This window comes from Blattabacterium cuenoti, from assembly GCF_014251695.1.
Lineage (GTDB): Bacteria > Bacteroidota > Bacteroidia > Flavobacteriales > Blattabacteriaceae > Blattabacterium > Blattabacterium cuenoti_T.
In genome coordinates this window covers 398,794-411,441 of record NZ_CP059195.1, presented here as the reverse complement: position 1 = coordinate 411,441, position 12,648 = coordinate 398,794, and the positions used below count along the sequence as shown (strand labels likewise).

At 27.3% G+C, this 12,648-nt stretch carries 24 protein-coding genes; all 24 read left to right on the top strand.

Features of this window, described 5'->3' with window-relative positions; genetic code table 11:
- Position 1: 1 nt before the first annotated feature.
- The 24 genes from map to rplO all read left to right on the top strand — a co-directional run bounded on the left by map (position 2) and on the right by rplO (position 12,638).
- Positions 2 to 829, top strand: a complete 828-nt coding sequence (map, locus tag H0H62_RS01990) for a type I methionyl aminopeptidase (RefSeq protein WP_185860536.1) — start codon at positions 2 to 4, stop codon at positions 827 to 829.
- A 75-nt stretch (positions 830 to 904) separates the two neighbouring features.
- Positions 905 to 1,282, top strand: coding sequence for a 30S ribosomal protein S12 (gene rpsL / locus H0H62_RS01985; RefSeq protein WP_185860535.1), 378 nt, complete (start codon positions 905 to 907; stop codon positions 1,280 to 1,282).
- A gap of 7 nt (positions 1,283 to 1,289) precedes the next feature.
- A complete protein-coding gene (gene rpsG / locus H0H62_RS01980; protein WP_185860534.1) occupies positions 1,290 to 1,766 on the top strand; it encodes a 30S ribosomal protein S7 in 477 nt (158 codons plus the stop codon).
- Between the two features lie 14 nt (positions 1,767 to 1,780).
- On the top strand, positions 1,781 to 3,892 hold the full coding sequence (gene fusA / locus H0H62_RS01975; RefSeq protein ID WP_185860533.1) for an elongation factor G: 2,112 nt from the start codon (positions 1,781 to 1,783) through the stop codon (positions 3,890 to 3,892).
- 20 nt (positions 3,893 to 3,912) lie between these two features.
- Positions 3,913 to 4,218, top strand: a complete 306-nt coding sequence (rpsJ, locus tag H0H62_RS01970; protein ID WP_185858348.1) for a 30S ribosomal protein S10 — start codon at positions 3,913 to 3,915, stop codon at positions 4,216 to 4,218.
- Between the two features lie 9 nt (positions 4,219 to 4,227).
- Positions 4,228 to 4,860, top strand: a complete 633-nt coding sequence (rplC, locus tag H0H62_RS01965; RefSeq protein ID WP_185860532.1) for a 50S ribosomal protein L3 — start codon at positions 4,228 to 4,230, stop codon at positions 4,858 to 4,860.
- Positions 4,851 to 5,480 carry a 50S ribosomal protein L4 gene (rplD, locus tag H0H62_RS01960; RefSeq protein ID WP_185860531.1) on the top strand — a complete coding sequence of 210 codons (630 nt, stop codon included), beginning with the start codon at positions 4,851 to 4,853 and terminating at the stop codon, positions 5,478 to 5,480. The genes rplC and rplD overlap by 10 nt, the downstream gene beginning before the upstream one ends.
- Before the next feature lie 8 nt (positions 5,481 to 5,488).
- Positions 5,489 to 5,779, top strand: a complete 291-nt coding sequence (gene rplW, locus H0H62_RS01955; protein WP_185860530.1) for a 50S ribosomal protein L23 — start codon at positions 5,489 to 5,491, stop codon at positions 5,777 to 5,779.
- Positions 5,779 to 6,603, top strand: coding sequence for a 50S ribosomal protein L2 (gene rplB, locus H0H62_RS01950; RefSeq protein ID WP_185860529.1), 825 nt, complete (start codon positions 5,779 to 5,781; stop codon positions 6,601 to 6,603). The genes rplW and rplB overlap by 1 nt, the downstream gene beginning before the upstream one ends.
- A 13-nt stretch (positions 6,604 to 6,616) precedes the next feature.
- Positions 6,617 to 6,901: a 30S ribosomal protein S19 gene (gene rpsS / locus H0H62_RS01945; protein WP_185860528.1), complete on the top strand. Its 285-nt coding sequence runs from the start codon at positions 6,617 to 6,619 to the stop codon at positions 6,899 to 6,901.
- Between the two features lie 6 nt (positions 6,902 to 6,907).
- Complete coding sequence (locus tag H0H62_RS01940) at positions 6,908 to 7,279, top strand: large ribosomal subunit protein uL22 (protein WP_185860527.1); 372 nt, start codon at positions 6,908 to 6,910, stop codon at positions 7,277 to 7,279.
- 6 nt (positions 7,280 to 7,285) lie between these two features.
- A complete protein-coding gene (gene rpsC / locus H0H62_RS01935; protein WP_185860526.1) occupies positions 7,286 to 7,987 on the top strand; it encodes a 30S ribosomal protein S3 in 702 nt (233 codons plus the stop codon).
- Between the two features lie 35 nt (positions 7,988 to 8,022).
- Positions 8,023 to 8,442 carry a 50S ribosomal protein L16 gene (gene rplP / locus H0H62_RS01930; protein WP_185860525.1) on the top strand — a complete coding sequence of 140 codons (420 nt, stop codon included), beginning with the start codon at positions 8,023 to 8,025 and terminating at the stop codon, positions 8,440 to 8,442.
- Positions 8,439 to 8,639 carry a 50S ribosomal protein L29 gene (rpmC, locus tag H0H62_RS01925; protein ID WP_185860524.1) on the top strand — a complete coding sequence of 67 codons (201 nt, stop codon included), beginning with the start codon at positions 8,439 to 8,441 and terminating at the stop codon, positions 8,637 to 8,639. Before rplP ends, rpmC begins: the two co-directional genes overlap by 4 nt.
- Positions 8,623 to 8,904 (top strand): 30S ribosomal protein S17, encoded by a 282-nt coding sequence (rpsQ, locus tag H0H62_RS01920; RefSeq protein WP_185860523.1) that lies wholly within the window; start codon positions 8,623 to 8,625, stop codon positions 8,902 to 8,904. The genes rpmC and rpsQ overlap by 17 nt, the downstream gene beginning before the upstream one ends.
- 5 nt (positions 8,905 to 8,909) lie before the next feature.
- Positions 8,910 to 9,281: a 50S ribosomal protein L14 gene (rplN, locus tag H0H62_RS01915; protein ID WP_185860522.1), complete on the top strand. Its 372-nt coding sequence runs from the start codon at positions 8,910 to 8,912 to the stop codon at positions 9,279 to 9,281.
- Between the two features lie 17 nt (positions 9,282 to 9,298).
- Complete coding sequence (gene rplX, locus H0H62_RS01910; protein WP_185860521.1) at positions 9,299 to 9,520, top strand: 50S ribosomal protein L24; 222 nt, start codon at positions 9,299 to 9,301, stop codon at positions 9,518 to 9,520.
- 1 nt (position 9,521) lies between these two features.
- Complete coding sequence (rplE, locus tag H0H62_RS01905) at positions 9,522 to 10,088, top strand: 50S ribosomal protein L5 (protein WP_185860520.1); 567 nt, start codon at positions 9,522 to 9,524, stop codon at positions 10,086 to 10,088.
- Entirely contained in the window at positions 10,081 to 10,350 is a 270-nt protein-coding gene (rpsN, locus tag H0H62_RS01900) for a 30S ribosomal protein S14 (protein ID WP_185860519.1), read from the top strand. Before rplE ends, rpsN begins: the two co-directional genes overlap by 8 nt.
- A 22-nt stretch (positions 10,351 to 10,372) precedes the next feature.
- Positions 10,373 to 10,756, top strand: a complete 384-nt coding sequence (rpsH, locus tag H0H62_RS01895) for a 30S ribosomal protein S8 (RefSeq protein ID WP_185860518.1) — start codon at positions 10,373 to 10,375, stop codon at positions 10,754 to 10,756.
- A 15-nt stretch (positions 10,757 to 10,771) separates the two neighbouring features.
- Positions 10,772 to 11,317, top strand: a complete 546-nt coding sequence (gene rplF / locus H0H62_RS01890) for a 50S ribosomal protein L6 (RefSeq protein ID WP_185860517.1) — start codon at positions 10,772 to 10,774, stop codon at positions 11,315 to 11,317.
- Positions 11,318 to 11,327: 10 nt separating this feature from the next.
- Positions 11,328 to 11,651, top strand: coding sequence for a 50S ribosomal protein L18 (rplR, locus tag H0H62_RS01885; protein ID WP_185860516.1), 324 nt, complete (start codon positions 11,328 to 11,330; stop codon positions 11,649 to 11,651).
- On the top strand, positions 11,639 to 12,169 hold the full coding sequence (gene rpsE, locus H0H62_RS01880) for a 30S ribosomal protein S5 (protein WP_185861007.1): 531 nt from the start codon (positions 11,639 to 11,641) through the stop codon (positions 12,167 to 12,169). Before rplR ends, rpsE begins: the two co-directional genes overlap by 13 nt.
- On the top strand, positions 12,162 to 12,638 hold the full coding sequence (gene rplO, locus H0H62_RS01875; protein WP_185860515.1) for a 50S ribosomal protein L15: 477 nt from the start codon (positions 12,162 to 12,164) through the stop codon (positions 12,636 to 12,638). The genes rpsE and rplO overlap by 8 nt, the downstream gene beginning before the upstream one ends.
- Positions 12,639 to 12,648: the final 10 nt, after the last annotated feature.

The window sequence follows — 12,648 nt, the reverse complement described above, 5'->3', positions numbered from 1 at the left end:
TTTGATAAAATTGAAAACTATAGAAGAAATAATATTAATCAAAAAAAGTGCTTTTTTAGCTTCTAAAACATTAGGAATGCTGGCTAAAAAAGTAAAACCAGGGATTAATACTCTTTATTTAGACAAACTTGCAGAAAGTTTTATTCGTGATCATGGAGGAATACCAGCTTTTTTAGGATTATATAATTTTCCAAATACTTTATGTGTTTCTCCAAATCATCAAGTAGTACATGGAATTCCTAATTTAAATCCTTTATCTGAAGGGGATATCTTATCTATAGATTGTGGTGTCTATATGAATGGATTTTATGGAGAACATGCTTATACTTTTGAAGTTGGAAAAGTATCTCATGATATAAAAACATTTTTAAATTGTTCTAAAAAATCTCTTTATATAGGAATATCCAATTGTAAATGTGGAAATAGAACAGGAGATATAGGTTATTCTATACAATCTTTTATTGAAAAAAACGGCTATCATGTGGTCAAAAATCTCGTTGGTCACGGATTAGGAAAAAATATGCATGAGGATCCTAAAATTCCAAATTTTGGAAAAAAAGGAAAAGGTCTTAAATTGAAAGAAGGATTAGTTATTTCTATAGAACCAATGGTTAATCTTGGTACATCTGAAATTATTTTTCATAAAGATGGATGGACGGTATCTACCCTAGACAAAAAAATTTCATCTCATTATGAACATAATGTAGCTATTGTTGATGGAACCCCTTGTTTACTTTCAACTTTTCGTTATATTTATAGAGAACTTAATATTAAATCATTAGAAGAAGATTCTTTTCAAAATCAAAAAATTCACATTGATAATATTTAATATGAAATAATTTTTTCATTATTAAGTTTTGTAACTTATTATTAAATAACATAATTTGCATTTTAAATATAGGATATGCCTACTATACAGCAGTTAATTAGAAAAGGACGGACTTCTGTTTCTAAAAAACGGAAATCTGTAGCTTTAGAATTTTGTCCTCAAAAAAGAGGAGTATGTACTAGAGTTTATACTACTACACCTAAGAAACCTAACTCCGCTATGCGAAAAGTAGCTCGTGTTCGTTTTACAAATGGAAAAGAAGTAATTAGTTATATCACAGGAGAAGGACATAATCTACAAGAACATTCAATAGTTTTAGTTAAAGGAGGTAGAGTAAAAGATTTACCAGGGGTAAAATATAAGATTGTACGTGGAGCTAGAGATACGGCTGGAGTTAATGGAAGAAAAAAAAGCAGGAGTAAATATGGAGCTAAAATAGATAAAAAAGATTAAACTATTAATGAGAAAAGTAAAAAAAAAAGAAAAAATATATTTTCCTGATCCTAAATTTCATGATCCTTTAGTAACACGTTTTGTAAATCATTTAATGAAAAATGGTAAGAAAAATATAGCTTATAACATATTTTATAACGCTATGACAAAAATCGATATAATCAAGGATAAAGAAGAAAAATCGGCATTGGAAATATGGAAAGAAGGATTAAAAAATGTCATGCCTCATGTAGAAGTTAGAAGTCGTCGTATGGGTGGATCTAACATTCAAGTTCCTGTACCAATTTCTTCTAATAGTAAAATAACAAAAGCAATGAAATTATTAATATCTTGTGCTTCTATTAGAAATGAAAAAACAATGGCTAATAAATTAGCATATGAAACATGGGATGCTTTTCAAGAACAAGGTGAAGCTGTAAAAAGAAAAGAAAATATTCATAAAATGGCAGAAGCGAATAAAGCTTTTTCACATTTTAGATTTTAGTGATTTATTTATCTATGGAAAAAGATTTAAAATATACAAGAAATATAGGAATTGCAGCGCATATTGATGCAGGAAAAACTACTACTACAGAAAGGATTTTATTTTACACAGGAATTAATCATAAAATAGGAGAAGTCCATGATGGAGCGGCTACTATGGATTGGATGCAACAAGAGCAAGAACGAGGAATAACTATTACCTCTGCAGCTACATGTTGTGAATGGGTATATGATAATAGAAAATATCAAATTAATATTATAGATACTCCAGGACATGTAGATTTTACTGTGGAAGTAGAAAGATCGATGAGGGTATTGGATGGGATGGTTGTTTTATTTAGTGCAGTAGATGGAGTAGAACCTCAATCTGAAACGGTATGGAGACAAGCAGATAAATATAAGATTCCTAGAATAGCTTTTGTTAATAAAATGGATAGACAAGGTGCCGATTTTTTTGATGTTTGTTTTCAAATACGAAAAATTTTAGGGGCAAATTCAGTTCCTCTACAAATTCCTATTGGGATTGGAGATAATTTTAAGGGAGTTGTAGATTTAATAGCTAATCAGGCTATTATATGGGATGAAAAAAATTATGGAATGACATATCAGAAAATTCCCATTCCAGAAAATATGAAAAATATGGTTTATGATTATAGAAATAAACTTCTTGAAACATTATCTGATCATGATGATACAATAATGGAAAAATTTTTGTATGGAAATGATAATTATTCTTCTATTTCACAAGAGGAGATTCTTTTTTCTTTACGAGAGAATACCATAAAAATGAAAGTTATTCCTATTCTATGTGGATCTTCTTTCAAGAATAAAGGTGTTCAAGCTATATTGGATGCTATATGTAGATATTTACCGTCTCCTCTTGAAGGAAAGGATGTCATTGGAGTAAATCCTATTAATCAAAAAAAAGAAAAAAGAAAACCTGACGAAAATGAACCCTTTTCTGCTTTAGCTTTTAAAATTGCAAGTGATCCTTTCGTTGGACGTTTAGCTTTTTTTAGAGTTTATTCTGGAAGAATAGAATCAGGATCTTACAGTTTTAATACTAGATCAGGAAATAAAGAACGGATTTCTAGGATATATCAAATGCATGCAAATAAACAAAATCCAATAAATAAAATTGGAGCTGGAGATATAGCAGCTGTAGTAGGTTTTAAAGATATTAAAACAGGTGATACTTTATGTGATGAAAAATTTCCAATTTTATTGGAAAAAATATTATTTCCTGAACCAGTAATTGGGTTAGCCATTGAACCTAAATATAAATCTGATATAGATAAAATGAGTTTGGCTTTATCAAAATTAATGGAAGAAGATCCTACTTTCCAAGTACGAACAGATAATTATACAGGTCAAACTATTATTTCCGGGATGGGGGAACTTCATTTGGAAATACTTGTAGATAGAATGAAGCGAGAATTTAAAGTTGAAGTGAATCAAGGAAAACCTCAAGTAGAATATAAAGAGGCTTTAACTGGTTTAGTCGAACATAGAGAAATTTATAAAAAACAAACGGGAGGTAGAGGAAAATATGCAGATTTATTATTTAGATTAGAACCCGGAGATATCGGTAAATCTGGTTTAGTTTTCATCAATAAAATAAAAGGTGGGAATATTCCAAAAGAATATGTTCCTTCTATAGAAAAAGGATTTAGAGAAATGATGAAAAACGGGCCTTTGTCTGGGTATGAAATAGATAGTGCTAAGGTCACCGTTTTAGATGGATCTTATCATTCTGTTGATTCTGATCAATTATCTTTTGAATTAGCTGGAAAATTAGGTTTTAGAGAAGCAGCAAAAAAAGCGAAACCTGTTTTGTTAGAACCAATTATGAAGTTAGAAGTTTTAATTCCAGAAGAAAATATGGGAGATATAATAGGGGATTTAAATCGTAGAAGAGGAATTGTACAAAATATGAATAGTAGAAATAATATAAAAGTAATTCAAGCTTTGGTCCCATTATCAGAAATGTTTGGATATGTTACTGTATTACGAACACTTTCTTCTGGTAGAGGAACTTCTGTTATGGAATTTTCTCATTATGATACAGTTCCTGAAACTATGATGGACAATATAATTATAGAAAATAAAAATAGAAATAAAAAATAATAGTTAGAAAAAATTTATTTATGGGTCATGATATAAAAATTAAATTAAAATCTTATGATTATAATTTATTAGATAAATCGGCCGAAAGAATTGTAAATTCGGTACTTCCCACAGGAGTTATATTGAATGGACCAGTTCCTTTGCCTACTGAAAAAAAAATATTTACAGTATTACGTTCTCCTCATGTTAATAAAAAATCAAGAGAACAATTTTTTCTTCCTACTCATAAAAGACTTTTACAAATTCATAACGCTTCATCTAAAACCGTAGATGCATTAATGAAATTGGAATTGCCCAGTGGAGTGGAAGCAGAGATAAAAGTATAAAAATATAATATGACTGGATTAATAGGAAAAAATATAGGAATGACTAGTATTTTTCTAATAAATGGAGAAAATGTTCCATGTACAATTGTACAAGTAGGACCTTGTTATATTGTTCAGATAAAAACAATAGAAAAAGATGGTTACTCTTCGATTCAATTGGGGATAGATGATCAGAAAATTAGAAAAACTAATAAATCTTTATTGAATCATTTTAAAAAAGCTGGGTTATCTCCGAAAAAAAAATTGTTGGAATTTAAAATGAGAAAAGTATCTGATTTTATTTTGGGAAGTTCGATCCCTATTGATTTTTTTAAAGAAGGAGAATTAGTTCATGTCAAAGGAATATCTAAAGGGAAAGGATTTCAAGGTGTAGTTAAAAGACATAATTTTTCAGGAGTAGGAGAAAGAACTCATGGACAACATAACCGTTTAAGAGCATCAGGGTCTATAGGAGCTGGATCTGATCCATCACGTGTTTTTAAAGGCAAAAAAATGGCTGGAAAAATGGGAAAACAAAGTGTAACAATTAAAAATTTAAAAATATTGAAAATAGACTCCAATCATAATATCATAATTTTAAAAGGTTCAGTTCCAGGAAATAAAAATTCATATTTAATGATTCAAAAAAAAGGATGGAATTAAAAATTTTAGATATAAAAGGGAATCATACTGATAAAAAAATAGAATTTCATGATAATATTTTTTTAAAAAAATATTATAATCATCCTACATATTTAGAAATTAAAAGATATTTATCAGCTCAACGTCAGGGAACACATAAATCTAAAGAAAGAGGAGAATTATCTGGAAGCACTAAAAAACTACATAGACAAAAAGGGACTGGTGGTTCTAGAAAAGGAAATATAAAAAATCCCATTTTTAGAGGAGGGGGAAGGGTTTTTGGTCCAAAACCAAGAAAATATTTAATAAAATTAAATAAACGTACTAAAAATATAGTCAGAAAATTTCTTATAGAACAAAAATTAGTACATAATAAGGTTATGATTATAGAAGACTTAAAATTAAATGCTCCAAAAACTAAATTTATTTTAAATTTATTAAAATCCTTACAATTAGAAAAGAAAAAATCATTAATGATAATTGGAAAAATTAATATAAATTTATATTTATCCTCTAGAAATTTGAAAAATTTTAAATTATTAAATGTAAATGAATTAGATTGTTTTTCTTTGATAAAGTTTCCATATATTATTTTTTCTGAAAATTCAATAAAAAAAATTTATCAATTTTTGTCTATATAATAAATATTATGATTTTCATAAAACCTTTTATCACAGATAAATCTTATAAAGGAGAAAAATATAGTTGTTACACTTTTTCTGTGAACATAAATTATAATAAAATTCAAATTAAAAAAGAAATAAAAAAATTATTTGGATTTTCTGTCAAAAATATTAGAACAATGGTTTATCCTAGAAAGGATAAGTCTAAATATACTAAAAAAGGATTTCTTTATGGTAGGACTAATAAACTAAAAAAAGTTACTGTTCAATTTTATGAGAATCAAAAAATTGATTTTTTAAATAAAAAAGAAATTTAATGTCAACAAAAAAATTGAAACCCATAACACCTGGTCAACGTTTTAGAATTGTTAATTGTTTTGATCAACTTACAAATTATGCTGTTGAAAAAACTTTAGTAAAAGGAAAATGTAAATCTGGAGGAAGGAATAATGTAGGTCGTATGACTATGCGTTATTTTGGAGGTGGTCATAAAAAAAAATATAGGATAATAGATTTTAAAAGAAGAAAATTTGGAATTACTGCTGTAATCAAGTCTATAGAATATGACCCTAATCGATCTTCTTATATTTCCTTACTTCATTACGAGGATGGGGAAAAGAGATATATTGTAACAATAGAAGGATTTAAAGTAGGAGAAAAAGTAATTTCTGGAAAGAATATTCCTTTTAATATAGGAAATTCTACTTTTTTAAGTGAGATCCCTTTGGGAACTAATATATCCTGTATAGAACTTAGACCAGGACAAGGTGCTAAAATAGCAAGAAGCGCAGGATCTTTTGCTCAATTATTTGCAAAAGATGAAAAATATGCAACAATTAAATTTCCTTCTGGAGAAGTTAGAATGATAATGATTACTTGCATGGCTACAATTGGAATTGTTTCTAATTCTGACCATCAATTAGAAACATATGGAAAAGCTGGAAATAAGAGACATATAGGAAGAAGACCTAGAACACGAGGTGTAGCTATGAATCCTGTAGATCATCCAATGGGAGGAGGAGAAGGAAAGGCATCTGGAGGTATTCCTAGAAATAGAAAAGGAAAACCTGCTAAAGGATTTAGAACTCGTTCTAAAAAACGATATTCTAATCAATATATTTTGCAAAGAAGAAAAAAGTAAAAATTTTATAATTATGGCAAGATCTATAAAAAAAGGACCATATGTTTCGCAGAAGTTATATAAAAAAGTATTAAATAATGTAAAATTAGATAAAAAAACTGTAATTAAAACTTGGTCTAGACCTTCCACTATTTTACCTGATTTTGTAGGACAAACTTTTTCTGTTCATAATGGTAAGCAATTTATTAATGTGTATATTACAGAAAATATGATTGGTCATAAACTTGGAGAGTTCGCTCCAACTCGTACTTTTAGAGGACACACTGGATCTAAAAGTAAATTGAAAATGAAAAATTAAAAAAATATGAAACAGGAAACTAGTGTAGTTTCAGCTTCTTTAAATGGAGTTAGAAATTCTCCTAGAAAAATGAGACTGATAGCAAATTTAATTCGAAATAAGGAAATACACAGAGCGTTAGATTTATTAACTTATAGTAGCAAAAGAAGAGTTTCTTTTATTTTAAAAAAACTACTTCTTTCTTTATTATCTAATTGGAAAAAAAAATATAATGAATTTTATTCTGAAAAAAAAGAATTTTTATATATAAAAGAAATTAGAGTTAATCAAGGAAAAACCTTAAAAAGATTACGTCCTGTTCCACAAGGGAGAGGACATAGAATTAGAAAAAGATCAAGTAATATAATAGTTATTTTAGATAAGAAAAAAGAAATATAATTTGTTATGGGACAAAAAACAAATCCAATTGTTAATCGTCTTGGTATCATAACAGGATGGCAATCTAGTTGGTGTAATAATTATAAGGATAGAATACAAGAAGATTTTAAAGTTAGAAGATATATAGAAGCTAGACTTCCAAAGGGAATAGTTTCCCGAATTTTTATAGAAAGAACTTTAAAATTTATAACAATAACAATTAGAACATCAAGACCGGCTCTTGTTATAGGAAAAAGAGGAGATGAAGTAGACACAGTTAGAAAAGAATTGAAAAAACTTACGAAAAAAGAAATTCAAATTAATATTTCTGAAGTTAAACGTCCTGAATTAGATGCTCCATTAGTTTCCAAAGGGTTAGTCAGACAATTGGAAAATCGTATTTCTTATAAAAAAGCAATTAAATTATCTATTCTTTCTGCTATAAGAATGAATGCTCAAGGTATAAAAGTTCAAATTTCTGGTAGGCTTAATGGATCAGAGATGGCAAGACGTGAAACTTATAAAGAAGGAAGAATTTCTTTGGGAACTTTTCGTGCTGATGTAGATTATCATATGGCTGTAGCTCATACAGTTTATGGAAGTATAGGAATTAAAGTATGGATAATGAAAGGAGAAATATACGGAAAAAGAGAATTATCTCCCATATTAGGAATTCAAAATAAACAAAAAAGAGGTTATAAACCCTATTATAGGAAAAAAAATAAATAAATTTTCTTATATGTTTATCCCAATTATTTTCTTATATGTTACAACCAAAAAAAACAAAATATAAAAAAAAACAAAAAGGAAGAATTCGTGGAAACGCCAAAAAAGGCGTTCTTCTTTCTAGAGGTTTATACGGGATTAAAGCTTTAGAAGGAGCATGGATAACCTCTAGACAATTAGAAGCGGCAAGAATTGCGGCTACAAGATATATGAAAAGGGAAGGACAATTATGGATTAATGTTTTTCCTGATAAACCTGCTACAAAAAAACCACAAGAGGTGCGTATGGGAAAGGGAAAAGGCCCAGTTGAATTTTGGGTATCTGTAGTAAAACCTGGAAGAATTTTATTTGAAATAGATGGAGTTGAGATGAATGTAGCTAAAGAAGCATTAAGATTAGCTGCTCAAAAACTTCCTATAAAAATGAAATTTATTTTTTCTAATGAAATCAAATTATGAATAATTTAGACCTTAAAAATTTATCAATTTCTGATTTAATGAAAAAAATTGATGAAAATAAAAAAAATTATCAGAGGATAAAATTCAATCATCATATCAAAATGCTTAAAAATCCTATAGAAATTAAATTTTTAAGAAGGAATATTGCTAAATTAAAGACTGAATATAATAAAAAAATTAATGATAAAAGGATATAAATCTGATAAAAAAAATAGAAACATTCGAAAACAAAAACAGGGAATAGTTATCAGTGATAAAATGGAGAAAACTATTGTTGTATATGAACTTAGAAAAGTTAAACATAGATTTTATGGAAAAAGTGTTACAAAAAATAAAAAATATATGGTTCATGATGAAAAAAATATTTCTAAAAATGGAGATAAAGTAAGCATTATGGAAACACGTCCTATAAGCAAAAAAAAATGCTGGAGATTAGTTACTATTTTAGAAAAATTTGAATAATAATCATGTTACAACAAGAATCTAGATGTAAGGTATCGGATAATACAGGAGCTAAGGAAGTTTTAGTGATTCGAGTTTTAGGTGGAACTAAAAAGAGATATGCTTTATTAGGCGATACTATAGTAGTTAGTATAAAAATAGCTATTTCTGGAGGAAATACAATTAAAAAGGGACAAGTTTGTAAAGCAGTAGTAATTAGAACGAAAAATAGAACTAGAAGAAAAGATGGATCTTATATAAGTTTTGATGACAATGCTTGTGTATTAATTAATACTTCTGGAGAAATAATGGGAACAAGAGTTTTTGGTCCAGTAGCAAGAGAACTTAGAGAAAAAGAATATATGAAAATTATTTCTTTAGCACAAGAAGTTTTGTGAAAAAAATTTTATAATAAATGAAAAAAATAAAAAAAGAAGATAAAATATTGATTTTATCAGGAAATTATAAAGGAACTGAAGGGATAATTGTAAAAGTTTTTTCTAAAAAAAATAAGGCGATTATACGTGGAGTCAATATGGTTAAAAGACATACTAAACCTTCTCCAAGAGAACCTAAAGGTGGAATTATAGAAAAAGAAGCTCCTATACATTTATCTAATTTGAAAAAATTAAATTAAAATGATTTATCAATCTAGATTTCAAAAACTTTACAGAGAAAAAATAGTTCCCGATTTAATAAAAAAATTTGGATATAGTTCTATTATGGAAGTTCCTAAATTAAAAAAAATAGTGGTACATCAAGGAGTTGGTTCATCTGTTTTGGATAAAAAAATAATAGATCATTCTATGAATGAAATAACGGATATTACAGGACAAAAAGCAATTTTTTGTTATTCTAAGCATGATGAATCAGGATTCAAGCTCAGGAAAGGAATGCCTATAGGGGTTAAAGTTACTTTGAGAAGAATGAGAATGTATGAATTTTTGGAAAGACTTATTGTTATTTCATTACCTAGGGTAAGAGATTTTAATGGAGTAAAAGAAAGTAGTTTTGATAATTATGGAAATTATAATATGGGGATTACAGAGCAAATAATTTATCCTGAAATAAATATTGATAAAATTAAAAAAAACATGGGAATGAATATTACGTTCGTAACGTCTGCAAAAAATAATGAGGAAGCTAAAAGTCTTTTATCTTTATTTGGAATCCCTTTTAAATTTAAAAAGAATAAAAATGGCTAAAGAATCTGTTAAAGCGAGACAAAAAAAAAGAGAAAAAATAGTTTTAAAATATGCAAATAAAAGAAAAATTTTAAAAAAGACTGGAAATTATGAATTATTACAAAAATTACCTAAAGATGCTTCTCCTGTTCGTTTAAGAAATAGATGTACCATTTCCGGTAGATGTAGAGGATACATGCGTCAGTTTGGAGTATCTCGTATTGTTTTTAGAAATTTAGTTTCTCAAGGACTCATTCCTGGAGTAAAAAAAGCAAGTTGGTAGCGAAAAATAATAATTATATTATATGGATGTAATTGCTGATTTTTTAACTAGAATTCGAAATGCTAGTTTAGCAAAACATAAACTTCTTGAAGTTTCATCTTCTAAAATAAAAAAAGAAATTGTTGATGTTTTATTAGAAAATGGATATATTTTAGATTACAAAATAGAAAAAAATAAAAAAATAATTAAAATAGCTTTGAAGTATTACAAAGAAAAAACTTCTGTTATTCAAAAAATTATTAGAATTAGTAAACCAGGATTAAGGAAATATTGTAAATATAAAAATATACCCAGAGTATTAAATGGATTAGGAATTGCTATAATATCCACTTCTAGTGGAATAATTACAGATAAACAGGCAAAAAATAAAAAAATAGGAGGAGAAATATTATGTTATGTATATTGATAAAATAATTAAAAAATGTCTAGAATTGGAAAAAAACCTATTTTTATTCCTAAAGATGTTAATATAAAAATTATTGATAACGAAATATCAATCAAAGGATCTCTAGGAAATTTAAGTCAAAAAATATTAAAAGGATTTCAATTGGATTTGAATCAAAATCAATTGTTAATTAGTAGAAATCATGAAGATAAAAAATCTAAATCTTTACATGGATTATATCATGTATTAATTAAAAATATGATTATAGGAGTTACAAAAGGATTCCACAAAATATTAGAATTAGTAGGAGTTGGATATAGAGCTTCTTATAATGGAGAAATTTTAGATTTAAATTTGGGTTATTCTCATAATATTATGATACAACTTCCTAAAGAAATTAATATAGAGATACAATCTAAAAAAGGAAAAAATCCCATTATTATTTTAAAATCTTATGATAAACAATTATTAGGGATAATAGCTGCAAAAATTAGATCTTTTAGAGTCCCAGAACCTTATAAAGGAAAAGGAATAAGATATTTTGGAGAGGAGGTTAGAAGAAAAGCAGGAAAATCCGCTTAAATAATAAAAAATGAAAAATAAAAAATTTAAAAAAATTATGGGGGATCCGAATAGACCTAGAATTTCCGTTTTCAGAAGTAATAAAGAAATATATGTACAAATAATAGATGATTTATCTGGAAAAACTTTAGTTTCTTCTTCTTCAAAAGAAAAAGAATTTCACAAATATAAAAAAAATAAAACGGAATTAGCTTATGAAGTTGGTAAATTATTAGGAAATAGAGCACAAAAATTGAAAATAAAAAAATTAGTTTTTGATAAAGGAAGATATTTATACCATGGTAGAATTAGATCTTTAGCTGAAGGAATCCGAAAAATTGGATTAGAATTTTAAAACAAAATATGTCTGAAAAAAAAATAAAATATACAGGATTAGAGTTAAAAGAAAAATTAGTTGGAGTTACAAGAGTATGTAAAGTAACTAAAGGTAGAAGATATTTTAGTTTTAGCGCAATTGTTATTAAAGGAAATGAAAATGGAATAGTCGGTTATGGTTTTGGAAAATCGAAAGAAGCACCCGATGCTATTCACAAAGCTGGAGAACAAGCCAAAAGAAATCTTTGTCAAGTGTGTGTTTTCAATGGAACTATACCTCATGAACAAGAGGCTAAATATGGAGGAGCACATATTCTTATTAAACCAGCTTCTGACGGAACAGGAATAATTGCTGGGGGCCCTTTAAGGGCTGTTCTTGAAGCAGCAGGATTAAGAAATGTTTTATCCAAATCTAAAGGATCATCCAATCATCATAATGTTATAAAAGCAACCATAAAAGCATTAAGTAAAATGAGAGATGTTCATATTATATCTAAACAAAGAGGAATAACTAGAAAAGAAGTATACGATGGATGATAATTATTTAAAAATTAATTGTTTGTATCCAAATAATGGATCTAAAAAAGAAAAATTAAGATTGGGAAGAGGACAAGGTTCTGGAAAGGGAGGTACTTGTGGAAGAGGACATAAAGGAGCAAAATCTAGATCTGGTTTTTCTAAAAAAAAAGGATTTGAAGGAGGACAAATGCCACTTCAAAGAAGAGTTCCTAAATTTGGGTTTAGGGGAAAAATTAAAGGTAAAAAAATCGTTGGTATCAATTTAGATACCATTCAAAATTGTATTAACAATAATAAAGAAGAAAAAGAAAAAAAAATTGTTAATAAAGAATTTTTTTTAAAAAATAATTTGGCTAAAAAAAATGATTTTATAAAAATTTTAGGAAGGGGGGAGCTTCATCTTTCATTAAAGATATATGCATATCAATTTAGTAAAAAAGCTTTATTTTCTATAAAAAAAATAGGAGGAGAAGCTGTATTAAATTAATATGAAAAAA

Coding starts and splice junctions, on each gene's coding strand:
- rpsL (WP_185860535.1), top strand. CDS start 905: ATGCCTACTATACAGCAGTTAATTAGAAAAGGACGGACTTCTGTTTCT.
- rpsC (WP_185860526.1), top strand. CDS start 7,286: ATGGGACAAAAAACAAATCCAATTGTTAATCGTCTTGGTATCATAACA.
- rplB (WP_185860529.1), top strand. CDS start 5,779: ATGTCAACAAAAAAATTGAAACCCATAACACCTGGTCAACGTTTTAGA.
- rplF (WP_185860517.1), top strand. CDS start 10,772: ATGTCTAGAATTGGAAAAAAACCTATTTTTATTCCTAAAGATGTTAAT.
- rpsS (WP_185860528.1), top strand. CDS start 6,617: ATGGCAAGATCTATAAAAAAAGGACCATATGTTTCGCAGAAGTTATAT.
- rplD (WP_185860531.1), top strand. CDS start 4,851: ATGGAATTAAAAATTTTAGATATAAAAGGGAATCATACTGATAAAAAA.
- rplE (WP_185860520.1), top strand. CDS start 9,522: ATGATTTATCAATCTAGATTTCAAAAACTTTACAGAGAAAAAATAGTT.
- H0H62_RS01940 (WP_185860527.1), top strand. CDS start 6,908: ATGAAACAGGAAACTAGTGTAGTTTCAGCTTCTTTAAATGGAGTTAGA.
- rplW (WP_185860530.1), top strand. CDS start 5,489: ATGATTTTCATAAAACCTTTTATCACAGATAAATCTTATAAAGGAGAA.
- fusA (WP_185860533.1), top strand. CDS start 1,781: ATGGAAAAAGATTTAAAATATACAAGAAATATAGGAATTGCAGCGCAT.
- rpmC (WP_185860524.1), top strand. CDS start 8,439: ATGAATAATTTAGACCTTAAAAATTTATCAATTTCTGATTTAATGAAA.
- rpsN (WP_185860519.1), top strand. CDS start 10,081: ATGGCTAAAGAATCTGTTAAAGCGAGACAAAAAAAAAGAGAAAAAATA.
- rpsQ (WP_185860523.1), top strand. CDS start 8,623: ATGATAAAAGGATATAAATCTGATAAAAAAAATAGAAACATTCGAAAA.
- rpsG (WP_185860534.1), top strand. CDS start 1,290: ATGAGAAAAGTAAAAAAAAAAGAAAAAATATATTTTCCTGATCCTAAA.
- rplN (WP_185860522.1), top strand. CDS start 8,910: ATGTTACAACAAGAATCTAGATGTAAGGTATCGGATAATACAGGAGCT.
- rpsJ (WP_185858348.1), top strand. CDS start 3,913: ATGGGTCATGATATAAAAATTAAATTAAAATCTTATGATTATAATTTA.
- rplP (WP_185860525.1), top strand. CDS start 8,023: ATGTTACAACCAAAAAAAACAAAATATAAAAAAAAACAAAAAGGAAGA.
- rplR (WP_185860516.1), top strand. CDS start 11,328: ATGAAAAATAAAAAATTTAAAAAAATTATGGGGGATCCGAATAGACCT.
- rplC (WP_185860532.1), top strand. CDS start 4,228: ATGACTGGATTAATAGGAAAAAATATAGGAATGACTAGTATTTTTCTA.
- rplX (WP_185860521.1), top strand. CDS start 9,299: ATGAAAAAAATAAAAAAAGAAGATAAAATATTGATTTTATCAGGAAAT.
- rplO (WP_185860515.1), top strand. CDS start 12,162: ATGGATGATAATTATTTAAAAATTAATTGTTTGTATCCAAATAATGGA.
- rpsH (WP_185860518.1), top strand. CDS start 10,373: ATGGATGTAATTGCTGATTTTTTAACTAGAATTCGAAATGCTAGTTTA.